This is a genomic window from Noviherbaspirillum sp. (assembly GCF_035254685.1).
Lineage (GTDB): Bacteria > Pseudomonadota > Gammaproteobacteria > Burkholderiales > Burkholderiaceae_D > Noviherbaspirillum.
This window is the reverse complement of sequence record NZ_DATFAI010000035.1, coordinates 41,607-67,040: the sequence shown is the minus strand read 5'-3', so window position 1 is coordinate 67,040 and position 25,434 is coordinate 41,607. Positions and strand designations below refer to the sequence as shown.

General features: G+C 59.1%; 22 protein-coding genes. 2 read left to right on the top strand and 20 right to left on the bottom strand.

Annotation, left to right across the window (positions count from 1 at the left end):
• Positions 1-13: 13 nt before the first annotated feature.
• The 8 genes from VJ698_RS15660 to VJ698_RS15625 form a co-directional block, all read right to left on the bottom strand.
• Positions 14-790: an SDR family oxidoreductase gene (locus VJ698_RS15660; RefSeq protein ID WP_324103716.1), complete on the bottom strand. Its 777-nt coding sequence runs from the start codon at positions 788-790 to the stop codon at positions 14-16.
• Positions 791-853: 63 nt separating this feature from the next.
• Entirely contained in the window at positions 854-4,408 is a 3,555-nt protein-coding gene (locus VJ698_RS15655; protein WP_324103715.1) for an indolepyruvate ferredoxin oxidoreductase family protein, read from the bottom strand.
• Entirely contained in the window at positions 4,389-5,102 is a 714-nt protein-coding gene (locus VJ698_RS15650) for a glutathione S-transferase family protein (protein ID WP_324103714.1), read from the bottom strand. The genes VJ698_RS15655 and VJ698_RS15650 overlap by 20 nt, the downstream gene beginning before the upstream one ends.
• Positions 5,099-6,493, bottom strand: a complete 1,395-nt coding sequence (locus VJ698_RS15645; RefSeq protein WP_324103713.1) for an FAD-binding oxidoreductase — start codon at positions 6,491-6,493, stop codon at positions 5,099-5,101. The genes VJ698_RS15650 and VJ698_RS15645 overlap by 4 nt, the downstream gene beginning before the upstream one ends.
• Complete coding sequence (locus VJ698_RS15640) at positions 6,490-6,795, bottom strand: Rieske (2Fe-2S) protein (protein WP_324103712.1); 306 nt, start codon at positions 6,793-6,795, stop codon at positions 6,490-6,492. The genes VJ698_RS15645 and VJ698_RS15640 overlap by 4 nt, the downstream gene beginning before the upstream one ends.
• Positions 6,796-6,945: 150 nt before the next feature.
• Entirely contained in the window at positions 6,946-7,353 is a 408-nt protein-coding gene (locus tag VJ698_RS15635; RefSeq protein WP_324103711.1) for an ester cyclase, read from the bottom strand.
• Between the two features lie 19 nt (positions 7,354-7,372).
• Entirely contained in the window at positions 7,373-8,335 is a 963-nt protein-coding gene (locus tag VJ698_RS15630; RefSeq protein WP_324103710.1) for a PDR/VanB family oxidoreductase, read from the bottom strand.
• A 135-nt stretch (positions 8,336-8,470) separates the two neighbouring features.
• Positions 8,471-9,373 (bottom strand): EthD domain-containing protein, encoded by a 903-nt coding sequence (locus VJ698_RS15625; RefSeq protein ID WP_324103769.1) that lies wholly within the window; start codon positions 9,371-9,373, stop codon positions 8,471-8,473.
• Positions 9,374-9,889: 516 nt separating this feature from the next.
• Here VJ698_RS15625 and VJ698_RS15620 point away from each other — a divergent pair.
• On the top strand, positions 9,890-12,727 hold the full coding sequence (locus tag VJ698_RS15620; protein WP_324103709.1) for a LuxR C-terminal-related transcriptional regulator: 2,838 nt from the start codon (positions 9,890-9,892) through the stop codon (positions 12,725-12,727).
• A gap of 117 nt (positions 12,728-12,844) precedes the next feature.
• Here the strand turns inward: VJ698_RS15620 and VJ698_RS15615 are convergent, their stop codons facing one another.
• The 6 genes from VJ698_RS15615 to VJ698_RS15590 form a co-directional block, all read right to left on the bottom strand.
• On the bottom strand, positions 12,845-13,291 hold the full coding sequence (locus tag VJ698_RS15615) for a nuclear transport factor 2 family protein (protein WP_324103708.1): 447 nt from the start codon (positions 13,289-13,291) through the stop codon (positions 12,845-12,847).
• A gap of 27 nt (positions 13,292-13,318) precedes the next feature.
• On the bottom strand, positions 13,319-14,365 hold the full coding sequence (locus VJ698_RS15610) for an aldo/keto reductase (protein ID WP_324103707.1): 1,047 nt from the start codon (positions 14,363-14,365) through the stop codon (positions 13,319-13,321).
• Positions 14,366-14,367: 2 nt separating this feature from the next.
• A complete protein-coding gene (locus tag VJ698_RS15605; protein WP_324103706.1) occupies positions 14,368-15,117 on the bottom strand; it encodes an ester cyclase in 750 nt (249 codons plus the stop codon).
• Positions 15,118-15,204: 87 nt separating this feature from the next.
• The gene (aldA, locus tag VJ698_RS15600) at positions 15,205-16,647 is read right to left on the bottom strand and encodes an aldehyde dehydrogenase (protein WP_324103705.1); all 1,443 of its coding nucleotides are present in this window, start codon (positions 16,645-16,647) and stop codon (positions 15,205-15,207) included.
• Positions 16,644-17,864: an alpha-hydroxy acid oxidase gene (locus tag VJ698_RS15595; RefSeq protein ID WP_324103704.1), complete on the bottom strand. Its 1,221-nt coding sequence runs from the start codon at positions 17,862-17,864 to the stop codon at positions 16,644-16,646. The genes aldA and VJ698_RS15595 overlap by 4 nt, the downstream gene beginning before the upstream one ends.
• Positions 17,865-17,893: 29 nt before the next feature.
• On the bottom strand, positions 17,894-19,141 hold the full coding sequence (locus VJ698_RS15590; RefSeq protein ID WP_324103703.1) for a cytochrome P450: 1,248 nt from the start codon (positions 19,139-19,141) through the stop codon (positions 17,894-17,896).
• A gap of 282 nt (positions 19,142-19,423) precedes the next feature.
• Between VJ698_RS15590 and VJ698_RS15585 the strand changes: the two genes are divergently transcribed.
• Positions 19,424-19,564, top strand: coding sequence for a hypothetical protein (locus VJ698_RS15585; protein WP_324103702.1), 141 nt, complete (start codon positions 19,424-19,426; stop codon positions 19,562-19,564).
• A 473-nt stretch (positions 19,565-20,037) separates the two neighbouring features.
• Here VJ698_RS15585 and VJ698_RS15580 read toward each other — a convergent pair whose 3' ends face one another.
• From VJ698_RS15580 to VJ698_RS15555, 6 genes are all read right to left on the bottom strand, one after another.
• Positions 20,038-21,006, bottom strand: a complete 969-nt coding sequence (locus VJ698_RS15580) for a VOC family protein (protein ID WP_324103701.1) — start codon at positions 21,004-21,006, stop codon at positions 20,038-20,040.
• Positions 21,003-21,833, bottom strand: a complete 831-nt coding sequence (locus VJ698_RS15575; protein ID WP_324103700.1) for an alpha/beta hydrolase — start codon at positions 21,831-21,833, stop codon at positions 21,003-21,005. Before VJ698_RS15575 ends, VJ698_RS15580 begins: the two co-directional genes overlap by 4 nt.
• A 77-nt stretch (positions 21,834-21,910) precedes the next feature.
• Positions 21,911-22,339 (bottom strand): lipocalin-like domain-containing protein, encoded by a 429-nt coding sequence (locus VJ698_RS15570; protein ID WP_324103699.1) that lies wholly within the window; start codon positions 22,337-22,339, stop codon positions 21,911-21,913.
• 42 nt (positions 22,340-22,381) lie between these two features.
• Positions 22,382-23,248 carry an alpha/beta fold hydrolase gene (locus VJ698_RS15565; RefSeq protein WP_324103698.1) on the bottom strand — a complete coding sequence of 289 codons (867 nt, stop codon included), beginning with the start codon at positions 23,246-23,248 and terminating at the stop codon, positions 22,382-22,384.
• 200 nt (positions 23,249-23,448) lie between these two features.
• Positions 23,449-24,474, bottom strand: a complete 1,026-nt coding sequence (gene dmpG, locus VJ698_RS15560) for a 4-hydroxy-2-oxovalerate aldolase (protein ID WP_324103697.1) — start codon at positions 24,472-24,474, stop codon at positions 23,449-23,451.
• A 14-nt stretch (positions 24,475-24,488) separates the two neighbouring features.
• On the bottom strand, positions 24,489-25,433 hold the full coding sequence (locus tag VJ698_RS15555) for an acetaldehyde dehydrogenase (acetylating) (protein ID WP_324103696.1): 945 nt from the start codon (positions 25,431-25,433) through the stop codon (positions 24,489-24,491).
• Between the last annotated feature and the right edge of the window lies 1 nt (position 25,434).

The following is a 25,434-nucleotide window of genomic DNA, read 5'->3' as shown; positions in this document are numbered from 1 at the left end:
GATGCTCCTCGCTTTATGCGGACCACAAGCCGCCCTCTACCGGCAGAATGGCGCCGGACAGGTAACTCCCCGCGCGCGAGCACAGGAAGATCACGGCGCCGCCGATGTCTTCCGGCGACCCCAACCGATGGGCCGGAATCGTCGCTTCCATCTGTTCCTTCAATCCTGGAACGGCGGTGAAGAAACCAGCCGTCATATCGCTGGGGAAAAAGCCCGGTGCAATGGCATTGACAGTGATATTGCGTGCTGTCAGATCGGACGCCAGCATCCGGGTGAGCTGATGCAGTCCGGCCTTGGCCGCGCCGTAGGCATAGGCTTGGCTGCTCTTGGCCCACAGCGCTGCAATCGATCCGATGTTGACGACTCGTGCCGGACTGCCCGCCTGCGCTGCAGCTTCGAGTTGCGGCAACAGCTGCTGCACCAGGAAAAACGGCGCGCGAAGGTTGAGCGCCATCTGGTTGTCCCAGTTGGCGTCGTCGGCCGCCTCAATCGGGCTGGAGCTGAATGCACCGGCGTTATTAACAATCATGTCGAGCGCAGGCGCGTGCCGCGCGATATCGGCGGCGGCGGTGCGCACGCCGTCCATCGTGGCCAAATCATGACGCAGGAAAGTGCAACTTCCCTCGCGTGACAATTCAGCAGCGAAGCGCTCGCCCTCATCTGCGGAACGCGCCACGATCAGTACTTTGCAGCCAGCCTGCACTAGTGCCTTGCTGATCATGGCGCCGACGCCCTTGGCGCCTCCAGTCACGACCGCGGTTTTTCCCTCGATCGAAAACAACTTATTCAAAATTCCAGTCACAGCCCTGTCCTTTCACGAATCAGCTAATTTGTTGATGGCGTTGCGTGCGCACTACACCTTTTCCGCGGGTCGTGGCCTTTCCGCGCCGCCCTTGGCTCCCCTTGCTGCATCAACTGGCTGGATAGGGATGAACTTGACGGAAGTGCTGGCGAACTGCGCCGGGTTCCTGAATTTCGCCAGGATCTCTGTCTCCATCTGCTTGACCTTCTTGACGTTCGCTTCCTTGACGTGGCCAAAGCCCTTGATCTGTGCCGGCAAACTGGCAAATTCCACTGCTGCCGCGTGATTGGAAGCCGTCAGCACGCCGGCCATCGTCGTCAATTGCTTTTCATAGTCATCGATCAGCCCGCGCTCCATCCGCCGCTCGGCGGTGTAACCGAACACATCGAACGCCGTGCCACGCAGGAACTTGAGACGGGCCAGAACGCCGAAGGCGTGGCCGACCCAGGCGCCATATTCGCGCTTGACCAGTTGCCCGGTCGCCGGGTCACGCTTGGCGAACAGCGGCGGAGCAAGGTTGTAGCGCAGTTTCATCTCGCCGGCGAAATTGTCTTTCAGCTGTTGCCTGAAGCTGGGCAGGCTGTAGAGGCGGCCGACCTCATACTCATCCTTGTACGCCATCAGCTTGGCAAAATTGCGCGCCACAGCGACCGCCAATGCCGTGCTGCCCGGCATAGCCTTGACTTCTGCCGCAGCGATCGTCTCCACCAGCCGCTGATAGCGCTGCGCGTAAGATGCATCTTGGTACGAGGTCAGCAACGCTGTCCGATGCGCAAGGATGTCTTCCAGACTGGTCAGCGGTTTGAATTCCGGCGCAGGCCGGCTGCGCACCAGCTTTTCTTCAAGGCGAGTCGGGTCGGCCGCCAGCAAGCGCCCCAGCGCAAGCGCTGTCTTGTTGAATTCCACCGACACTGCATTGATCTCAATGGCGCGCCCGATTGCTTCGGGGGATACCGGCAGCAAGCCCTTTTGTGACGCATAGCCGAGCATGAACAGGTTGGCGGCAATCGAATCGCCCAACAAGGCCAGGCCAAGCCCGGTCGCATCGACGTCATACAGGCGACCATCGCCGACGCGCATGCCCAGGCTATTGAGCAGCTGCGCCTGCTCAACCTGGAGATCACCATTGCGCTGGAAAGCCGGAAGCGGCGTAATGCGGGCATTCACCACGATTGCCGATTTATCTTTTGCCAGCGTGACGACGGCTTCTTTCGACATTGCCGCCACAGCGTCGAAGGCAAGCGCCAGATGCGCTTCGCCGATGCCAAGTTTTTGTGCACCCAGGTCGCCGGCACTGTCGCCGATGCGCACATGGCTGTATACCGCGCCATTCTTCTGGCTCAACCCCGTCATGTCGAACGTTGAGCACGCTTTACCCTCCAGGTGGGCAGCCATCGCCAGCAGCGCACCGACAGTAACTACCCCGGTGCCGCCGATCCCGGAGATCATGATGTTGTATGCACCGTCGTTCAACGTGGCGATGGCCGGCACAGGCAGGTCGGTGATACTGTCATCGGACAGTGTGGTACGTTCCGGCTTGCGGGGCTCTGCGTCGAGCACCGTGACGAAGCTGGGACAAAATCCCTTGACGCAGCTATAGTCCTTGTTACAGCTGGACTGATCGATCTGCCGCTTGCGACCCAGTTCGGTTTCTTTCGGCCAGACGCTCACACAGTTGGACTGGACCGAGCAGTCACCGCAACCTTCGCACACGTCGCTGTTGATGAACATACGCTTGGCAGGGTCGGGAAACTTGCCACGCTTGCGACGGCGGCGTTTCTCGGCCGCGCAGGTTTGCTCATAGACGATCACAGTGACGCCTTTGACCTCGCTCAGCTGGCGTTGAACACCGTCGTAATCATCCCGATGATGTACCGTGACGCCATCGGCCAGGCGACTCTGTGACACGTAATGACCCGGGTTGTCGGTCACCACGACACAGCGCACCGCGCCTTCCGCCAGCACCTGGCGGGTGATATCGCCAACCGACAACGGGCCATCGACCGGCTGGCCGCCGGTCATCGCGACGGCGTCGTTGAACAGGATCTTGAAGGTGATGTTGATCTTGGCCGCGACTGCGCCGCGTACCGCCAGCAACCCTGAGTGATAGTAAGTGCCGTCGCCCATGTTCTGGAAGATGTGCGGCAGGTCGGAGAATTTGGCCAGGCTGTACCAGTGCGCGCCCTCGCCGCCCATCTGGGTATTCGGCAGCATGTTTGCATCGCTGTACATCGCCATCGCATGGCAACCAATTCCGCCGGCCGCATAGCTGCCGTCCGGCTTGCGCGTGCCGGTGTTGTGCGGACAGCCCGAACAGAAATAGGGAGTACGCGCCGCGCCGGCCGGACTGGCTGCAGTCACCGCTTCCATCTGCTGCACAAGCGTCGCGGCACAGGCATGGACCTGCTCGGCAGCCACGCCCATCCGACGCAGTCGCTCCGCGATCACGATGGCTAACTGGATCGGTTCGAGCTGCACATCGGACGGAATCATGAAAGCCCCGTCTTCATCCGTCTTGCCGACGATCCGGGGTGCATTCGCGCGCCCATAGAGAATCGCCTTGGCCTGGTTTTCAGTCAGGCCATCTTTTTCTTCGACGAATAGCAGCTCGGCCTGGCCCGCCGCAAATTCGGCCAAGCCTTCGCGTTCGACCGGGAACATGCAGCCCAGCTTGTAAAAGGAAATACCGAGCGCGGCAGCGCCCGCGGCATCCAGCTGGAGCAGCTTCAGCGCCTGCAGCGCATCCTGCACCGCCTTGCCGGTGGCAACGATCCCCAGCTTGCGTACCGGCGCATCAATCAGGACGCGATCGATGCCATTGGCGCGGACGAACTTCTCCACGAGCGGCCAGCGATAACGCTTGACGACGACCTCGGAGCGCTGGCGGTCCACATGCGTGGCGACGTTATGGATGCCTTCCGGCGGCAATTCGCCGCGATCGGGGAAAACCGGATCATGCGCATGGCCGCCGATCTCGACAGTCATGGTCTGCTCCAGCGTCTCATTGCACATCTTGAAGCCCGTATAGAGCCCCGTATACCGCGACATCGCGAAACCCAGCAAGCCCAGGTCGATGACATCCTGGACATTCGACGGTGCCAGGATCGGCATGCCCGCGTGCATCAATGCGATCTCGCTCTGATGAGCGACGGTCGAGGATTTTCCGGAATGGTCGTCGCCGGCGACTATCAGCACGCCACCATGCTGATGAGTGCCGGCGATGTTGCCATGCTTGAAGGGGTCGCCCGAGCGGTCGACGCCGGGACCCTTGCCATACCAGATCGCGAATACGCCATCCTTGTTCGCCTGCGGCGTGGTCGCCAGCATCTGGGTGCCCCACACGGCCGTTGCCGCCAGGTCTTCATTGACGCCGGGCTGGAACACGATGTCGTTCTGTTCGAGCAGCTTGTGTGCGCGCCACAGTTCTTGATCGTAGGAGCCAAGCGGCGAGCCGCGGTAACCGGAGATGAACCCAGCAGTATTCAGTCCGGCGCGCCGGTCAACGCCACGCTGCAGCAGCGGCAGACGAACCAGTGCATGCGTCCCCGACATGAGGACGGCGCCGTTCTCACAAGTATATTTATCGTCAAGAGTTACGTTGCGCATTGCTTTTCCATTTCTCGCTGCCCAATTGATAGGCAGCGTTTTTTTCGATCAAATAGCCGGCCAGTGCAGTTTCGAAATCGGCCAGCACAACACTGCTGCTGGCGCGCCGGGACATCATGGCAAACCACGCCTCCAGTCCTTCGGTCGCAGCCAGAATCGAGCGGCCATATACGAAACGCGTTACGCGTTCGGCGATATCGAAGCAATAGAAAGCGAACAGATCGGCGTAGCTGAGCTCCTTGCCCAAAAGGAAGGGCCAGGGAGCTCCCAGGCGACTCAGCGCTTCGCTGGCCCGGCTGAGCGTGTGGCGCACCGCCTCGATCGTCTGCGGGCTATTCTGTCCTCCCAGGAATACGCCAGGAAACAGTAGGCGCACCTGCGCCTCGACATACATCTGGACAATGTTGATGATCTGGCGGCCACGCGCGCGCAGGTAAGGATTGGCCGGATGCAGGCGCGGGCCTTCCTGCGTATCTTCGATATATTCGAGGATCGCGACCGTCTCGCTCACCCAACCATGCGCCGTTTCCAGCACAGGTATCTTCCCCATCGGACTATGCGAAAGAAACTCGGGATCATGGCTGGCGCGCACGGTGACAATCTCGAAATCCACGCCTTTTTCAATCAGCGCCGCGCGGCCGATATTGAAATAGTTGCTAACGGCGTAGCCGTGAAGTCGCAGGGCAGGCATCATGCGTTTCCTGCCGCGACGGCGGCGAAAATCTTGCCGGGGTTAAGAATCCCGTTGGGGTCAAGCGTCTGCTTGATGCTTTGCATGAGAGTGCGTTCGATCTCGTTGCGGCTGATCGGAAACCAGGGGGCCTTTTCCAGGCCGATACCATGCTCAGCCGACACCGAGCCGCCAATTGAACGCAAGGGTTCGTAGACGCAGCTTTCGACGGCATGGCGGTCGTGTTCGCCACCGGCGCCGATTGCGATATGCAGATTGCCGTCGCCAACGTGGCCGAGGAAGGCAATCGCTCCTTGCGGCCAGCGCGCGCGCAGACGGGCGGCCACTTCGCGCATGTACGCTTCCATGTGGCCCACCGCGAGACTGACATCGAATGCATAGAACGGCTGGAATTCGCGCACCAGGTGTTCCAGGTCTTCGCGGATTGCCCAGATGCCCTGGCGTTCCCGCTCGGAGCGCGCGATGATCGCATCGCTGCATAGACCTTGTTCGAGACCAAGGCCCAATGCCTGTTCGAATGAACGCGTATCGTGTTCCTGGTCGGAACCGAGCGCTTCGATGATGGCGTAAAAAGGTTTATCGGATGGCAGCGGTGCGGCATGGCGGCCGGCGCCGGTATTGACCCGATAAAAATTGTTGTCGATCAGCTCGAAGGCGCTAAGCTGGCCGCCCAGCGCGCCATCCATGTGACGCAGCAGACGGGAGAGCTGATCGAAGCTGTCCGCGCACACCATCGCGGTATTGCTGCTGGTCGGGCGCTCACGCAGGCGCAGTACGAGACGGGTAATCACGCCCAGCGTGCCTTCGCTGCCGATGAAGAGCTGCTTCAAGTCATAACCGGTATTATTTTTGATCATCCGATTCATCGACGACACGATCCGGCCATCGGGCAGCACCGCTTCCAGGCCCAGCACTTGCTCGCGCATCATGCCGTAGCGGATCACGCGCATGCCTCCCGCATTGGTTGCGGCATTTCCGCCCAGCTGGCAGGAGCCGCGCCCACCCAGATCGAGGGGAAAGCTCAAGCCATAGCCGTCTACATGATTTTGAAAGGTTTCGAGCACAACGCCGGCCTGTACGGTGGCAGTGCGATTGGCCAGATCGACTTCTTCAATTGCGTTCAGGCGTTCCAGCGACAGTGCGATTTCGCCAGCCCGGGTCTGGGTGGCGCGCACCCAGCCCGACATGCCTCCCTGGATCACCACCGGCTGGCGCACGGCGTTACAAAGCGCCATCACTTGCGACACCTGCTCGACGCTCGCCGGGCGCACGATTGCATCCGCGCCGATTTCAGACATGAAAAACCCGGGATAACGAGAGCACACCTCACTGCCTGCCAGTACGCCCGCTTCGCCGACGACTGCGCGCAATTGATCCAGCAAGATCGTGTTCATAGCGCCACCAGGATATCGTCACCCTCGACCTTCACCTGGTAGACGTCCAGCGCCAGACACGGGTCATCGGTGCACACGCCGCTGTGAAGATCAAAGGTCCAGCCATGCCATGGGCAAGTCACCAAAGCGCCGGCCAGATCGCCGCGCTGGATCGGGCCACCGGCATGTGGGCATTTCCCACTGGTCGCGATGACTTCATCGTCGATGTAAAAAATCGCGATCTTCTGGCCGTTCAGCATGACGTCCAAAGACTTTCCCTCCTGGAGTTCCTTCAGAGAACCTGCTCGTTGCATCTCTTTCATCGTTATCACCTTTCCCATCTCATCGGCTGCCCTGCAGCCTGCTTGCCGAAGCCGTTATATCGAAGCGCGCGTACACGGAATCCAATCCGCACGCACAACCGATCGGCGACAGCGCAGGCCGCGGCCGGGTAGTCGCCGGATAGTCGTCAGTTATGCCGCCTGAAGCTGCTGATAAACCGGCACCGCATCCCAGATGCTGCGTTCGAGGATGATCTTGCCGTCTTTCCAACCCATCACAGTCACTCCGCGCGTCTTGGTAACCTTGCCTGCCGCAGGCATGCCCAGAAAATCGCCAGCATGTTTGGTTTCCCAGGTCCACTGGAAGGAACCAAGCTTGTCGTCGCCGACATAATCGAACACATCGAACCGGTTGTAGCTTTGCTCGGGATTGCTGATCACGAAACCGGAAAAGAACTTGCGTAGTGCTGCCAGATCGTCCTTGATCTGTATGCCGAAATTGATATCCTCAAACTGGAAGGTTGGCGAATAGAGCGACATGAGTTCGTCTGTGCCATTGGCAAACAGACCGATCCAGTGTTGTGCCCATTGCAGATTCATTTTTGTCTCCTGTGTAAATTTAAATATCCAGAACAAGAAGCTTGCTCTTGGAACGCGAACAACAAGGCATGAACTGATCGTTGGCCGCACGCTCAGCGTCCGACAGGCATACGTCACGATGATCCGGCTCCCCCTCCAGCACACGCGTCAGGCAGGTTCCGCATACGCCCTCATTACAACCGACCGGGATGACGATGCCGTGCTCCGCCAGCACCTCAGTGATCTTTTTGTCTCTCTCAACCATGAAGAGCGCGCCCGTGCTGGCGATCTTCACTTCAAATGCGCTGTTGTCCGAAGAAGCACCCGCTTCCGGCGCAGCGAAATACTCGCGGTGCAGGCGCTCTGCCGGCCACCCGGCTTCGGCGGCCGCGGTGAGAATCGCGTTCATGAAACCCGTAGGGCCGCAGACATACAAGTGCGAGCCTGCTTGCGCGGCTTCGGCGGCCAGCAAGCTGGCGGAATCCAGCTTTTGCTCAGCCGCGCCGTTGTCGAAATGAAAGAACACGCGATCGGCAAAAGGTGCGTTGCGAATGCGGTCATAAAAGGCCATCCGGCCTTTCGAACGCGCGCAGTAGTGCAGCTCGAAATCAGCGCCGGAGTCCCACAGTTGCTCTGCCATGCAAAGCATCGGCGTGATGCCGATGCCGCCCGCCATGAGCAAAGAGCGACGCGCTTCGCTCTGCAGCCGAAACAGATTGCGCGGCTCGCCGATGAGAAGTGTGTCGCCTTGCTGCACGCGATCATGCAGCGCGATAGAAACACCGCGCGATGCGGGGTCGCGCAAGACACCAATCAGATAGGATTCCCGCTGCGCCGGATGACTGCACAATGAATATTGACGCATCAGCCCTTCACCGACTTGCACGTCAATATGGGCTCCCGCCGTAAAGGGCGGCAGCGCATCTCCGTCGCAACGCACCAATTCGAAACTAACGATGTCGTCAGCTTCCTGCCGCTTGTGTTTCACGATTACTTCAATCATTACAGCCCCCTGGATACACAGTTGAGCGGGATCGCGGGATTGCGCGTACTGTCCGCCGTTTTCTTGTTATTCTTCAGTTGCCCGACGTTTGCGTTTTCCCCCGTACGCCCCGGCAAGGTCGCCCGCCGCATTTGTTCAGCTTGCAGCGGCAGACACGCCATAGATGCAGTTCAATACGGCATCCTGACGCTGATTGTTGGCATCGAGCGCATCGATGGTTTGCATGACATCCAGGCCGCGCAGGCCGAGCTGGGTTGGACGTCCGCCGTCGACCATGCGGTAAGCGGCTCGAACCGGACACACCTGGATGTTGCCGATGCGCTGGAACAGACTCGCGCCAACAGCCGAGAACACTTCAGTCAGGCACGCCTTCAGGCGCCGCTGATCCGGACAAACGATTTGAACCACGACATCGAATGTCGCATCGGGCGTATGGGTATGCTGGACGCCGGCCGGACTCCACCAGAGCGGATCTCCGGAAATGAGCACATGCGATCTCAGCTTCAGGATGGCGGCATGATCAGACAGCATCGGCAACAGGATCTGCTCGATAGCGCTGGCTGTTTCCTCACCCGCATGGCCAGCACGGCGTCCGATCAGCAGAAAGACGCTGGCCGTATCCGGCCGCTCGGCCGCCGACTTGCCATCCTGGCCCAATCGGTCAACATGCGTGCGGCTTGCACCCGGCGCGAGGTTGTATAGAAGAGAGGTTTGAAACACATTGCGCTCATCTTCCTGGATCAATGCAGCGACTGCGCTCGTCGCCAGTCCCGCGCGATCTTGTTCTTTGTTGAAAAGAACTTCGGCGACACCATCAAAGCGGACTGATTGCGATATCGGTACGCCTGTATTTTTCAAATCCGTTTCGACATCCCCCATCGGCTCATCGAGATGAAACTGGAGGTAGGATTCAAATCCCGGGATGCGCGCCGCCAGCACTCCGTGCACATCGCGCCAGTAGCGTGAAAAAAGCGATGGAGAAATGCCATCTTTTCTGATCAGCAGCGCAATGGTCGACACTGCGGTAGCGGACGCCATAGATGAATCCAAGGTACTCATGCTTGTCTCCGACTGATGATTTGATTTTTGCCAAAAGTTTTTTGTGCGACAGCGCCACTATAGCCAGCGGCTTCCGGCAATGAACCACCCTTGTTGAGGGGTTGGAGGGTGGCTGATCTGAATCGATTTTTTCTTGATGTCGTTTCGAGATATTCAGATCAGGAGCGGTATGGAGGACAGAAAATTTGTGCCATACTCGTTAAAAACCATAAGTAACATCATCAGGAGACAAGCATGAACAATCTGACATTTTCCCGAATGGCGCCGCTTCATTTCGAACCACATCCGTACGAGCCGGGATGGCGCGCCCTCTCTTTTTTTATTCCTGCAGCTACCGTTTCCGGCTGATCTGATCCTGTTTTTTCGCGACCGTTATCGCTACGCGAGGAGATGCCTGCACAATGCGCTTGCATCAATGCGCGGCCAGTCGCGATTCCTCTTTCGAGAAACTGATTTCCACGCCCGCCCTATCCGGGATGACATCGAAGTCCGACCATGATCACTACCAAAACTGTTCCGCCGCGCTACCGCCGCAAGCTGATCGAACGCGCACGCCTGATCGATCGACTCAATGAAGAGGCTTATCACAGCCTCATTTTCCTCAAGGCCGCCAGCGGCTTTGGCAAGACCTCCTTGCTCACGCAATGGCGCCAGAGCCTGGTTTCCCAAGGATGCAAGGTCGGCTGGGTCAACCTGGATGCCTCAGACAATGAGGAAAGCCAGTTCCTCACCTACTGGATCGCCGCCTTGCAGTTTGCCGGGTGCGATTTTGGCCAAGGTGCCCTTGCCGTCTATCGGCGCGGCGAGCCAAGCACCATCACCTCATTTGTCACTGCCCTGATCAATGATCTGTCGACGCTCGATTCTGAAATTTATCTGGTACTCGAGGATTACCACTCCATCACCAATCAGGATATTCATGACATGATTGAGCGCGTGCTCAATTACGCGCCGACCAATTTTCATCTGGTCATTACCTCGCGCACTGGCTTACCCTTCGACCTGCATCAATTACGCGTACATGACCGGCTCACTGAACTTGGGGTCAAGTCGCTGCGCTTCACTTTCGAGGAAACCCATGCGCTGCTCGCGGACCGCGTATCGGATCAGGTTGAGCCGGAGCAGAGCCGCTCGCTGCACGACGCCACGGAAGGCTGGGTCGCCGGGATCCAGATGCTGTCGATGGCATGGCGGGCAGACGGCAGCCCGCGTGGCACGCAAAGCACGCTGGCCGTGGCGCATAGCCATCTGTCCGAGTCGATACTCCAGTCAACGTTCGAACGGCTGTCGCCGCCGACCGCCGACTTGCTGGTGCGGCTTTCCATCTTTGAACGCTTTTCAGCGCCCTTGTGCGAAGAAGTCATCGGGATTGCCCACGCCGGCGAAGCTCTGGAAAGACTGGCTTCCGACGGCGTGCTGCTCGTACCGCTCGATCATGAGGAGTACTGGTATCGTTTCCACCCGATGTTTGCCGAGTATTTGCGACGCAAACTGTTATCTCGCGTGGTGGAGCATCTGTCAGGGCTCCACGACAAGGCGCGCGAATTCCTGGATAACGCTGAGTCGGTCATGTCGCCAGGCTTCTCGACGTTCATGCGTGACTGCCGCACGACGCTGGCGTTGGTGGACTTGCCCACCGTGCATCTCAAGGCAAGCATGTGGTTCGAGAAGCAAGGATATTTGATCGAAGCGGTTTCACATGCGCTGAGCGCCGGCGAAAATGCCTACGCCTACGACTTGATCGAACGGTGCGCCATGACGGCCGTCGAGCAAGGCAACCTGAACTACGTTCTGGCATGGGTCGACAACATGCCTGCAGATCAGTTGGCGACACGCTGGCGATTGCGCCTGGTCAAATTCTGGGCACTGGCGTTGAGCAACCAGCTGGCGGCTTCCCAAGCCGAACTGGACGGCCTTTCCGCGAGCGTGTCATTACCGGGAGGGATCACCCCATTCGAGTTCGCGGTATGCCGTAGCGCCCTGGCCTGCGTCAGCGAGCGCAGCAATATCACACTCGAGTTTGAAGCATTGCGCACACCGTCCGGCGACGCGTTTCACAATACCGTTGCATGTAATGTATTGACCTATGCCTATGGCTACGCAGGACAATTCGAGAAAGCCAAGGAAGCGCAGGCCCTATTCAGGGAAAGCTTGAAAAAGACCAAGTGGACCATCGCCCTTTCCTATGACCGCAGCTTCGTTGCCCGGCAATTCATGATGCAAGGCGATTTCGGGATGGCGATATCGGTCTTGCGTGAAGCAGTGACGTTCGCGGAAGAGAAGTTCGGCCGTCGCTCGACGCCGGCGTGCGCAGTCGCCAGTTACCTTGCCGAACTGCTTTACGAATCCAATTCGCTGATTGAAGCGGAAAGTTTGCTGGCTGGTCGGCTCGATGTGATGAATCAGCTGCTGTTTTTCGAAAGCGTGGTGCAAGCCTACTTGACAGGTGCCAGGCTGCGTTTCATTCGTGGCGATGCCACCGCGGCATTCGACCTGCTGGACCAGCTCAAGGTATACGGCTCCACTATGGGGCTGGTGCGGCCGATCGCGGCAGCGCTTGCAGAACGGATCCGGATGGCGCTGCTGCAAACCGACCCGCTGACGGCATTGCTGCTGCAACAGCAGCTCGAGGGGATCGCCATTCCCTATGGCGCCGAGCCGAAATGGGCGACACTGGGCAACGCGATGGAGATACCCCTGATTGCACGCCTGTCTCGCGCGCGCTGTGCCATTGCCAGCGACGATGCTGCCGGCGCGCTAGCGGTGCTGGATTCGCTGGCAGCCGCGCCCGTGATTGCCTGCCGCTACAGTGTCATGGTCGGCATCCATGTGCTGCGCGCGATGGCACTGGATAACCGTGGCGACTCGACGCAGGCAGTTGCAGCGATGTGCGATGCCGTCCGCATGAGCGCCCGCGCCGGCATGGTGCGCAGCTTCACGGACGAAGGTCCGGCATGCCTCAAGCTGCTGGAGATGTGCCGGACCGGGTTCGCCGCGAGCCAGGCACAGGGCGAGGTGCAGGACGAGGCGCGGGACAGGCATTTTGGCGCGATCCTGGCCTCGTTCAATCCATCGCAGCAAGGACAGCGTGACCTCTCGAAGCACCAGGATGAAGCTTTTGCGAATACCGGACCAAACCGGCTCAGCACGCGTGAATGTGATGTCCTGAAACTTCTTGCGCAAGGCATGCCGAACAAACGTATCGCTGCCACGATGAATGTGTCGATTGACACCGTCAAGTGGCACTTGAAAAATATTTTTGGCAAGCTCGAAGTAGTGGACCGCGTCGGCGCAGTCGACAAGGCCCGCCGCGCCGGCATCATCACCTCCTGACCTTGAAGGCTTGACACAAAAAAAGATCGCCATGAAGGAATGGCGATCTTTTTCAACCATCTGCCGGGCAATGCCGCCGAGCGGCATGACATCACCCGGCCTTGCCAGACTACTTTCCTAGCCTTTCAGCGCCACGCCAATATCTCCCTCGACATGCTGCACGAAAAGCTCTCGATGAACGATGCGCCAGCCTTTCGGGCCTAGCTGCAGGTGGTCGCAATATTCTCCCCAGACCGTCATCGTCTTTCCGGCATGGCTGCCCTGCCCCGCATGCGTTGCCTGAAGGTAGCACTTGGCGCGCGCTTGCTTGCCGTCGACGTTGACCCTGACATTGCCGATCATGTGCTGCGTCGGCCCGCACTTGTCCAGAAAGCCCTGGATCACGCCGACAATTGCCGGCCTTCCCTCGAAAGCGCCGACGCCATGGTAATTGACGCTCGCGTCTGCTGTGAAAACCTCATCCAGCCCGGCCCAGTTCCTTGCGTCCAGCAAGGTCGCATACTGCAGCAGCACCTGATTGATCCTGTTCCGCTCCAGCAAATCGCTTACGGCGTTGTCGTTCATATGTCTATGCCTTGAAGAGTTATTCCGTTATCTGCCTGACGGGAAATGGGGCATATCGATCTGGTCGAACATGCCACCATACCCAAGCGCTTTCTGCATTTCCCAATCCACCATGCAATAAGGGTGGCCGAGATCAAACGCGCTGGCTTGATCGAGTTCCCGCAACGTCACCTCGTCCAGCACCAGTTCGGTTGCCTTCAGGTTCTCTTGCAACTGCCGCACCGAAGTCGCGCCGGCAATCGGAATCACGCCGCGCGACATCACCCATGCCAGCGCCACTTGCGACGACGCCACGCCAAGACGATCGGCAACAGCGTCAACCGCGAGTGCAATGGTACGGTTGCGGGCGTTGAGTTCCTGCAGCTGCATCGACTCAAGCCGCACCGGGCCTTCATGCTTCTTCTGTCGCGTGTACTTTCCACTCAGGATGCCGCTCGCCAGGGGCGACCAGGCAGTCACGCCGATGTCATAAGTTTTCGCCAGAGGTAGATGCTCACGCTCGATCGAACGCTGCACCAGGCTGTACTCGAGCTGCATGCAGGCGACCGGAGCAAGCCCGCGCAGCTCATGGAAAGCCTGCGTGCGCGATACCACCCATGCCGGCACGTCCGACAAACCGATATGCAGGATCTTCCCGGCTCGTACCGCATCGTCCAGCGCGCGCTGCACCTCTTCCACTGGCGTCGTGAAATCCCACCAATGGACGAAATAGAGGTCGATATAGTCGACACCGAGGCGATTGAGGCTGGTATCGAGCGACTGCGTCAGGCTCTTGCGATGCATCCCGGCCGCGTTGGCGTCATTACGGCCCGGCACCGCATTGGCGTACTTGGTGGCGATGACGAATCGTTCGCGGTCATTTGCCACCAGCCTGCCGACAATCTGCTCGCTCTCCCCACCCGTGTACATATTGGCGGTGTCGATAAAGTTGCCACCGGCCTCGGCGTAGGCTTCAAAAATGGCCCGTGATTCTGATTCCGAACGGGACCACTCACTTCCCGGCCCGAACGTCATCGTACCCAGGCACATTTGAGAAACGCGCAGTCCGCTCCTTCCCAGAATTGAATAACGCATGATCAAACCTTCAAAGCGCGCGCGTTGGGATTCGGCACGCTGCGCCACTTCTCGTCAGGCGCCGGAATCACCCCAAGCTGGATAGCGAACTCGCGAAAATTCCAGTGCGTGCGGCAGCGGACAATCTTGCCATTTCGATAGAACTGCGTGGTCGTGCCGCGGGTATATGTCGTTTTACCTTTGGCCGGAATGCCAAAGAAATCCTCATTGTGCGTGGCTTGCCATACCCACTGCATGTAACCCCACTCGTCATATTCAAAATCCGCGCCGAGCAGAATATTGTTCGCCAGGCGGTTGTAATCCGTGGAATTCCAGTCAGCCGGAGGAGGAGCTTTCCTTTTTTCGGCTTTCGATCCCGGCGCGACGGTGCCGCCGTCATAACTAATCATTTCGAATTTGTGCACGCCGAACGGCGACTTCGGGCCGGAATTGTTGAATACCACGAATGCCTTGTACAACTCATCCTTGGTCGCGATGGTCTGGCCGAATTCGATGTCTTCCCAGATGAACTTATCGTCGTAATACCCCAGCACCACATCGGCGCCTTTGTTGAAGAAGGCCGTCACCCAGTCTTCCGCCGTGGTGAAATTCTTGGTGCGCTTGCCGGCGACAGTCTTCGCGCCGGTTCGTTGCGCCGCCATGGCAGCATTCCCCGCCAGCAGGGCGAGCGCGCTGCCGGATAGCGCCACTGTGGAAGCCTTGCCCAATGCGGCGCGGCGCGACAAATCGGTCGGTTGCTCAGTTTTTTTCACTAAAGTGTCTCCTTTTATAGGTGTGCGCAATAAGCAGCGAATCGCTGCGGCACGAACTGACTACGTGAATCTCAGACGTTGATTTGCTTAATTCTGGATATACGCCACTTGCGTATGCATGTATTCATACAAGCCATGCTTGCCATCGGTGCCACCAATGCCAGAGCGCCGCACACCTGCGTGGAACCCCTGGATCGTTTCAAAATTCTCACGGTTGACGTAGGTTTCACCGTATTTCAGGGAATTGATGGCGTGCATGGCGGAACCGAGATTGCTGGTGAAAATCGAGGAAGTCAGGCCATACTCGTTCGCATTGGCCAGCTTGATCGCTTCGTCGAGATCATCGACCGGCTCGACCAGGAGCACTGGGCCGAAGATTTCACGTCTCAGGATCTGCGCGTTCCCATTGACGCCGGCAAGGACGGTCGGCTTGAAATAGCAACCGTCGCCGATTTCCGCCCTGCTGCCGCCAGTCAGTGTTTCCGCGCCATGGGCCTTGGCATCCTCCACCAGCGAATCGATCCTTTCCACTGCGGCTTGATTGATCAGCGGCCCCATGTCAATCGGACGCGACCCGAGCGGATCGCCAAAACTGATCTGTCCGACCGCAGCCGCAAGCTTTTCACTGAGCTCGGCATATTTCGCGCGCTCGACAAACACGCGCTCGGTAGAGTTGCAGGCCTGTCCGCTGTTGATTGTCTTGGACATCTTCAACATCGCCACGGCCTGGTCGATATTGGCGTCGGCCAGCACGATCGCCGGCGCCTTGCCGCCAAGTTCGAGATTCACCTTGGTGATGTTGCGAGCAGCATTGGCCATGATGGTCGAACCGGCCGCTGAACTGCCGGTGAAGCTGACCATATCGATACCCGGGTGACCTACCAGCGCTTCGCCGACGCTTCGCCCCAATCCGCCGATCAGGTTGAATACCCCGGTTGGCAACTCGACCTGGGCAGCGATTTTGGCGAATTCGTAAGCGCTATACGGCGTTTCCTCGCTGGGCTTCATCACGATCGTATTGCCGGTGACCAGTGCCGGCGCAAGCTTTCGGACAATCATGAAAAACGGGAAGTTCCACGGCAGGATGGCCGCGACCACGCCCATCGGCCGACGGAACAGGAAAATGTTTTCGCGCGGCCGGTCGCTGTTGATGATTTCGCCCTCGATTCGCCTGGCCCATTCCGCCATGTAGTCGAGGTATTCGGCAGACAGGAAGACTTCCATTTCAGCCAAGGGCAGCACTTTGCCCTGCTCCATGGCGACGACCCGCGCAAGCCGCGGAATATTTTCGCGTACGATTTTTGCCATGTGGCGCAAATATTGGGCGCGCTCATTGGCCGGCCGGGTTGCCCAGCCACCCTGCGCAGCGCGTGCTGCGGCGACTGCTTCATTGACCAGATTTTCATCTCCATCGGGAATCGCGCCAAGCAAGGCGCCGCTCGCCGGGTTGACCACCTTGATGCTATCCGTGTAACCGGCGATGAAGCGCCCGGCTACAAAATGTTCGAATGTAGAAGCAATATTTGTCATTTCATACTCCGGGTAAGTTTGGTGATGGTATTTGGCTCTGCCGCGGGCAAATGCATAAAGTCCGGCAACCTGTCCGCAGGCCTGATGTGGCACCGGGTGATTTCGTCAACGCTTGAACAACCGATCAGTGCCAGCGTTCTTGCCGTTTCCTGCTGCAACAAGCTCAGCACCCGGTCTACACCTGGCTTGCCAAAGGCAGACAAACCGTACAGGTAGGGACGCCCGATCATGCAAGCCCGCGCTCCCATGGCCAGCGCCTTGACGACATGACTGCCACGCCGCACGCCGCCATCCAGGACAACTTCGAGTCGGTCGCCTACGGCATCGACAAGATCGGCGACCAGATCAATGGTGGCGGCGCCGCCGTCGAGCTGGCGCCCCCCATGGTTCGAAACGACGATGCCCGCGACCCCGCAAGCGACGGCGTCGCGGGCATCGGCGACCGACTGCAAGCCTTTCACGACAAACGGCTTTCCCCAATGGCGCATGAGCCGTTCAATGCGCGACCAGGTAATGTTCTGCTCCATGTTTGCGCCAAAGTACGCAGCAAGGGTGCCGAGATCTTGATTGCCTTTGCCGGTCGGGATATTCGGCAAGGTCACGCCGCCACTGGCGAGATATCGGAAACACCAGGAAGGTCGCCGGGCGAACCCGAGCAGGTTCCGGCGATTCAGCCTGGGCGGCACCGTCAGGCCGGTGCGATGGTCGCGTTCGCGGTTACCGGCGACGATGGTATCGACCGTCAAACACAGCACGTCGAAACCCGCAGCCTTGCAGCGTTCTATCATCTCGATGTTGGCGGCATCGTCTTTCAGCAAATACAGCTGATAGATTTTCGGTCCCTTGCATGCGGCCGCCACCTCCTCGATGCTGGTGGTTGCCATCGTGGAAAGCGAATAGGCCACGCCGGAACCGGCAGCAGACTGAGCGGCGGCGCGTTCTCCGTCGGGATGAAACACCCCGCTCAATCCCGTCGGAGAAAGCATGAGCGGCCATGCGAGGTCCATTCCGAAGACCGTCCGCCGCATGTCGATCTTGCGGATGTCACGCAAGTAATCGGGGATGAAGTGATACCGCTCAAACGCCGAGGTATTGGCGCACTTGGTCACCTCGTCATCTGATCCGCCGCTGATGTAATGAAATAGCGGACCGGGCAAGCGTTCACGGGCCGCTTTTTCAAAATCGAGAAGATTGAAGCAATCGATAATCTTGGTCATGAGGCCGCCCGGAAGCTCAGGATTCGCGCTTAGCTCAGCTTGTAGCGCACGCGCAGATGGTGCGGGCCTCGGGCAAAATAGGAATCGATCCATTCCACCTTGTCCGACACCGGCTCCAGGGTTTCAAATCGCTTGAACACGATTTCCAGGGCTGAGCGCGTCTCCATCAGGCTTAGATACTTGCCGAGGCAGAAATGCGGCCCTTGTCCGAATGACATCAAGGGCACTGATGACTTGCGATCCATATCGAAGCTTTCGGAATCGCTGAACTTGGTTTCGTCGCGGTTTGCCGATGCGAGCAACACCATGATTGCGGATCCCTTGGGCATGTGCACGCCAGCCAGCTCCGTATTGCAGGTGGTATGGCGGAAGATCATTTGCACGACAGGATTAAAGCGCAGCACTTCGTCGATAAATTGCGGAATCAGCGCCGGCTCCTTGCGCAGCCTGGCATATACCTCCGGCCTGCGCTTGAGTTCAACCAACGAATTGCCCAGCAGGTTGGTTGTGGTTTCGACGCCGCCGATCAGCAACAGGATGGCCATCTGGATGACTTCAATGCGCGTCAGCCTCACGCCATCGACTTCAGCCTGGATCAACTGGGAAATCATGTCGTTTCCGGGGTTAGCGGTGCGCTGGTCATACAACTCTTCAAAGAACGCGCGCACCGCATCGGAGCTTTTGCGGATTTCGGCCAGGCGCTCGGGGCCGTATGCAGCCCGATTGGCGGCGGCCAGGACGTCATCGACCCATACCTTGAATTCGGCCCGGCGCTCACTCGGGACTCCCAGCACCTCGGAAATCACTGTGACCGGATACAGCGAAGTGAAATCCCAGACCCAGTCACACTCCCCTTCCGAACCATACTTTTCAGCCAGGTCGTCGATCAGCTGATTCGCGATATCGACGGTGCGCTGCGTCAGCGCATTCACTTGGGTCGGAAGGAAGGCGCGGTTGACCAGCTTGCGCAGTTGCATATGATTCGGCGGATCCATCGAAATCATTGGCGGCACTTCAGGCACCGGATCAAACTCGCCCAACAACGCTGGCCAGAACTGCGCCGAACTGAAGATGCTGGCATCCTTCAACACAGTATCAACGTCGTCATAGCGCGCCACCGCAAACGCCTGCAAACCCTCAATCCACTTTACCGGCTCGTCACGGCGCAACTTGGCATAGTAGGGATACGGATCCTGCTTGATTTCAAGATCCAACGGATCGTAAGTCTTGGCGAGATTGGCGGCTTGTGCCGCGTACTGGCTGTCTTGGTGATTCATGGAGGTCTCCTAGGACTGATAGTTATTACCTGAGCACCAAATCTGAGCATTTCTGCTCTTGTCGGAAGAAATTTTCGGCGCTTCCCAAAGGGCGCTGAAATAGTGACGTTTGTCTCCGAGCTGTAATTTGTTTCTTTGGGCTTTTTGACTACAGGCACAATGTATTCGTGACCTCGGCGCGAGAGCCCACCCTGGTTGAGTAGTTATAGGGTGGCCATCCGGAGTCATTCCCGGTTTGCTCCGTCCGGAAAACCGGTCAGGTCACGCGCCAATGGCATATCCTTGCCCTACACCGCTTATGGACGGCTGGCTGAAATTGCCGACGGTGCGATTGTCGAGAAGAAGCGGCTTGGCCATGTGCTGCAGATTGCAGCCCAAGTGCAGGAACAGCGGGATAACCGGCGCAGCCGGTCCGGCCCGTGACGGGTGCATAGTGGCCAGGGGCCGATCCGGTTAAAGACGGTGCCGGGAAAGAAATCGCAACGGCATCTGGATGAGGCGGATCTGTAGCAAGCCATCAAGAAGACGGCTCGCTGATGAAACGCGGGGCGAAATTCCGGTCTTGCAAGCAACACTGATAATCAATAGCGCTGCAGATCTTGCTGGTGATTTCGCGGCATGGCTCCGTTTCCTAAAACCCCGAGAAACATCGCCCAGGACATCTGAAAATGGCCGGCCGTGGGCCATTTGAATCTGGCTTTGACAGTTGCCGTAGCAGCTAAATGAGAATGCTTCGATCTGGCTAAATCAGAGTGTCCCACTTGGTGCACATTGGCGTGGCGCAGATAGCGCACGCTGGACGCTTCCTGTTCGGCATTTGACGTCTAAGCAGGCGATGCAACGCCTTGATCACGCGACAGGCACGACGGCCGGCAAATCGATATCGGGATGACGCGCTAGCAATCCTTCATGAGAACATGATTGCCAGGCAGGACCTTTACCGGGTGGCGCAGCCCGCGGTCGGCATTGTCTTGCAGTTTGGCGCGCAAGACGGCATTAGCCTCCTCGCTCAGCCAGCTCCGGTTATGCCCCCAGATGCTGGGACCATCGGTCAGTTCCACTGCCTGCCAGTTGGCGGGATCGATGACGAGACCTCCCCATCCGTACTCGATCATGAAGTCCGAGGGCGTCCTTACATAGAAGGACGTCATGTGGTCATTGGAATGCCGGCCCAGAGTCACCGCGAGATTTTCCTTGCGCAACTGGACAAGGTCGTGCGCATGCCCTACATCGTCGAACTGCATCAGCTCCATCATCAGGTGATGGACGCCGCGTTGTCCCGTTTCCAGCAAAGCCAGGCTGTGATGGCGCGGATTCACGTGCAGAAAATAGGCCTTGAACGGCGCCAGGACGTAATCGGACACGCCGAAGCCAAGCAACTCGGTATAAAAGTGCAAGGCCGGCTCTATCCTTTCACAGGTAAGGGCCACGTGGCCGATGCCAAGCGGACCGGTGCGGAATCCGGCGATATTGCGCCCCGGCGTGAATGGGCTGTCTGCCTTTTCCGGCCCCCAGTAGAGTTCAACCCGGTTTCCTGCCGGGTCATGCATCCAAATGAGTTCGCGCACCCGACGCTGCGCGGTCAGCGCGGCGCTCCCCTGCTCGACTCGGACGCCGGCCGCTTCCAGGCGTGCCGCGATCGCTTGCAACGCCGCTCCGCTTTCCACTTCCCACCCCAGATGCTGGATGACGCCGTCCGCACCTTCTTCGAAATGAAAGCGCTGGCTCAAGTCGTCCATGCGGAAGGACAGGGTTCGCGCCGATTGATCTGCAATTTGCAGGCCGAGAAACTTCGTCCCGAATTCAGCCCAATCGGCGAGGCGACTAGTGCTAATGCCCGCATAACCCAATGCGACGACGCTCATGCGTATTCCTCCATGAAGCGGGTGACGATGCCAACAAATTCCTGTTTCTTTTCGATCTGAACCCAGTGGCCGCATTGGTCGATGGCGTGCAGGGTCGCATTGGGCAATTTTTCCGCGAGCATTTCCGATACCCTGAAAGGAATGACGCGATCATCGCGGCCATGCACGAGGGCGACCGGCACGCGGATGGCGTTCAATTGCGCATCGCTCAGCGCAAGCATTTCGACACCCTTCTGGCGCGGCGCGGGAAACAACCGTGAAAAACGCTCTTGCACGTCGGCGCGAATGCTGGCGCGGTAGCGCATGTCGACCAGGTCGTCGGTGACGATGGACTGGTCGTAGGCGAAGATGCCGATCAGTTCGCGCATCGCTTCGCGCGAAGCCTGATATCCCCACACTTTGTCCAGCCCTTCGCTGATGGGGAAGCTCGTTCCCGCCGACCCCATCAGCACCAGCTTCTTGACGCGGTCCGGATACATGCTCGCCGTCTTGAGCGCAATGGCTCCGCCAAAGGAATTGCCGACGATGGAAAACTGCGCGATTCCCAGCGCATCCATCAGGCCGATGACTTGCGCGACCCAGTTGCCCGGAGAGGTCTGATACCCGGGCGGCGTTTGCGTGTAGCCGAAGCCGGCCATGTCCGGCGCGATCACGCGGTGCGTAGAGGCCAGCTCCGGCAGGACCAGGCGCCAGTTCGCCCATGCCGTCACACCAGGGCCGGAGCCGTGAATGAGCAGGATGGCGTCACCCTGCCCGCGATCGTGATAGTTGATGTTCACCCCGTCGAGGGTGATGCTGTTGCCCATCTCGGGAACGTTCTCGCTCATGCTTGCCTTCCTAAGTTTCTTGCCGTGCGAAGTATTGCTGCCTTGGTCTTCCTGGATTCAGTGACGACGAGCCGAACTCAACTGCGCTTCCAGGCCAGCCGTGCGGTACGCGCTTCGGAGGTGCCATCTTCCAGCCGCGCCACCAGCACCAGTTGGCCCGCATCCATCGTTTCGATGCGGCGCTTCTGGGTGCCGCCCTTCCAGTTGGGAAAGGCGCTCAACTCGACGTGATGGCTGACGATATCACCTGAACACGTGTAGGTTCCGGCATAGGCCAGCATAGTGTTGTAGGCCTGGGCCTTTTCCTGCTCGGAGGCGTTCCATTGCCCGCCGCTGGTGAAGTTCCGACGGTCACCGCGGCACAGCATGCACATCATGCGGCCATCCGGGTCGTATTGGATGAAGCCTTCAAGTTGCTGCCCCATCGGGTAAGTGCGGCGGCCATCATCGTAGACCTGTTCCCATGCGACGATTTGCCAGCGCCCTGTCATTCCTTGTTCACTCATTGACTATCCTCAGCTACCTACCTTGTTGAAAATCTTGCCGATTCATTCCGCCAGGAATTCCAGCACCATGCGGTTGAATTTGTCTGCATGCTCCCACTGCACCCAATGGCCGCAACGATTGAAGATGTGCATCTCGGCGTTCGGCATGCCCCACAGCAGGCGCAGGCCGATATCGAAAGGAACGAAGCGATCATCGCGACCCCAGATGATGAGGGCCGGCGCCTTGACCTCGCCGAGGCGCGCGCCATAGTCGCTGAATTGCTTCGGGTTCGCCGCCAGGCTCTTCACCCAGTTGTCGAGGTGTTCGCGGCGCGCGAGCATGTTGTCTACGCGCAGCTGCAACAGATCGTCCGTCAGCGCACCGGCATCGAACACGAAGACGTTCATCATGCGCTTGACGTTCTCGAGCGTCGGTTCACGGTAGACGAGGTGGATCAGCTTGATGCCTTCTGTGGGCATCGGCACGAACTGGCTCGGGCCGCCCGTGCCGCCGCCCATCAATACCAGCTTGCCGACGCGCTCGGGATGGGCGAGCGCGAAGGCCGTGGTGCTGTGTCCACCCATTGAATTGCCGATTACGTGTGCGCGTTCGACGTCAAGCTGGTCGAGCACGAGCTTGACGATACGCCCGTTGAAGTCCGAACGCGAGCCAGCCGTGTTGAGGAACACGTCGCTCTTGCCAAAGCCGGGCATGTCGATCAGGAGCAGGCGAAAGCCGGCCGCGATGAGCGGCTCGATGTTACGGTGAAAATTTGCCCAGCCGGTTGCGCCCGGACCCGAGCCGTGCAGCATCACGATGGCTTGGCCGGATGCTGGGCCGACGTCGTTATAGTGAACCTTGTACTCCGCATCGCCGTCGCGAACTCTCACGAAGCGGCTTGTCGAGGCTTCGGTATAGGATTTACTCATGTGCGATTCCTTCGCATGAACGTGTTTCGATGAAATGCATCTGCGTCAGGTGAATGCTGTTCAGTCAGCATTATTTTTTCTTGCGCCGGCCCTGCGCAGAGATTCATAGGTAGCCCCCTCCAGCGGCTCAGCATGGGTCCCCGCCTGCGCGGGGACGACAATTTTGCGCAAGCAGGCATCACTGAACGGCAGGCCCTGCATCAGGCTGCCTTCTTCTTCAGCATGTCGAGTGCGACGTCGACAATCATGTCTTCCTGGCCACCCACCATGCGGCGCTTTCCCAGTTCGACCAGAATGTCGAAGGCCCGCAAGCCGTATTTCTGTGCAGCGGCTTCGGAATGACGCAGGAAGCTGCTGTAGACCCCGGCATAACCCAGTGCCAGCGTCTCGCGGTCCACCCGCACCGGGCGTTCCTGGATCGGGCGCACGATGTCTTCCGCTGCGCCGATCAGCTTCTTCACGTCGCAGCCGTGGTTCAGGCCCATGCGGTCGATGGCAGCGATGAAGACTTCCAGCGGTGCATTGCCCGCCCCTGCCCCCATGCCCGTCAAGCTGGCATCGATGCGGTCACAGCCGTTTTCGAGCGCGACGATGGAATTGGCCACGCCGAGGGACAGGTTGTGGTGCGCGTGCATGCCGGTGTGCGTTTCGGGCTTCAGCACGTCCTTGAACGCCTTGAAGCGATCGGCGATGTCATACATGTTCATCGCGCCACCCGAGTCCACAACGTAAATCGTGGTCGCACCATAGCTTTCCATCTTCCTCGCTTCCTGTGCGAGGTTTTGCGGCGTTGTCATATGGCTCATCATCAGGAAGCCGACGGTGTCCATGCCAAGCTCTCGTGCGTATTCGATGTGCTGCTTCGAGATGTCCGCTTCCGTGCAGTGAGTCGCGACGCGAACAATGCGCGCCCCGGCGTCGTAGGCATTCTTGAGATCGTGGATGGTGCCGATACCGGGCAACAGAAGCGTTGCCACTTTCGCATGCTTCAGCACGCCGGCGACCGCCTCGATCCATTCCAGGTCGGTGTGCGCGCCGAAGCCGTAGTTGAAGCTCGAGCCTTGCAAGCCGTCACCGTGGGCGACTTCAATGGAATCGACTTTCGCTTCGTCCAGCGCCCTGGCAATGCGCACCGCCTGCTCCAGGCTGTATTGATGGCGGATGGCGTGCATGCCGTCGCGCAGGGTGACGTCGGAGACGTAAATCTTTTTTGTCTTGTCGAACATAGGCATTCCTCCGCTCAGGCCGCTGCTGCGAGAAGTTGACGCTCGGCCATGCGCTCTGCCGTCTTCAAGGCAGCGCTGGTCATGATGTCGAGGTTGCCGGCATAGGCCGGCAGGTAGTGGGCCGCGCCTTCGACTTCGAGGAACACGGAGACTTTCAGGCCGGGCTGCTTTCCGATGCCGGGCAGGTTCAAGCCGTTCTCGTAACGGTCGAACTGCACTTCCTGTTTCAGGCGATAACCTGGCACATATTCCTGTACGGCGGCTGCCATATCCTTGACCGATTGGCGGATGGCGTCCTGGTCGGCGTTGAGCTCCGTCATGCAATAGACGGTGTCGCGCATGATCAGGGGCGGCTCGGCCGGATTCAGAATGATGATGGCCTTGCCCTTTTGCGCGCCGCCGACCTGTTCGATGGCCCTGGACGTCGTTTCGGTAAATTCGTCGATGTTCGCACGCGTGCCGGGGCCGGCGGACTTGCTGGAGATCGAGGCGATGATTTCGCCGTAGCAGACCTTGGCCACGCGCGACACGGCGGCGACCATCGGGATCGTCGCCTGGCCACCGCAGGTAACCATGTTTACGTTCGGCGCATCCAGGTGCGCGTCGCCGTTGACCACGGGGATGCAGTACGGGCCGATCGCCGCAGGCGTCAGGTCGATCATCCGGATGCCGGGTTTGAGCTTGCGCAGGAAAGCGTCGTTCTTGACATGCGCCGCAGCCGACGTGGCATCGAACACGATGTCGATGTCGGCGAAGTTGGCCATCCTGGTCAAGCCTGCCACGCCTTCATGCGTGACCGCCACACCCATGCGCACGGCACGCGCGAGGCCATCCGAGTTCGGGTCAATGCCGACCATTGCGCCCATCTCTACGTGCTTGCCGTGGCGCAGGATCTTGATCATCAAGTCCGTGCCGATGTTGCCGCTGCCGATGATGGCAGCCTTGAGTTTCTCGCTCATT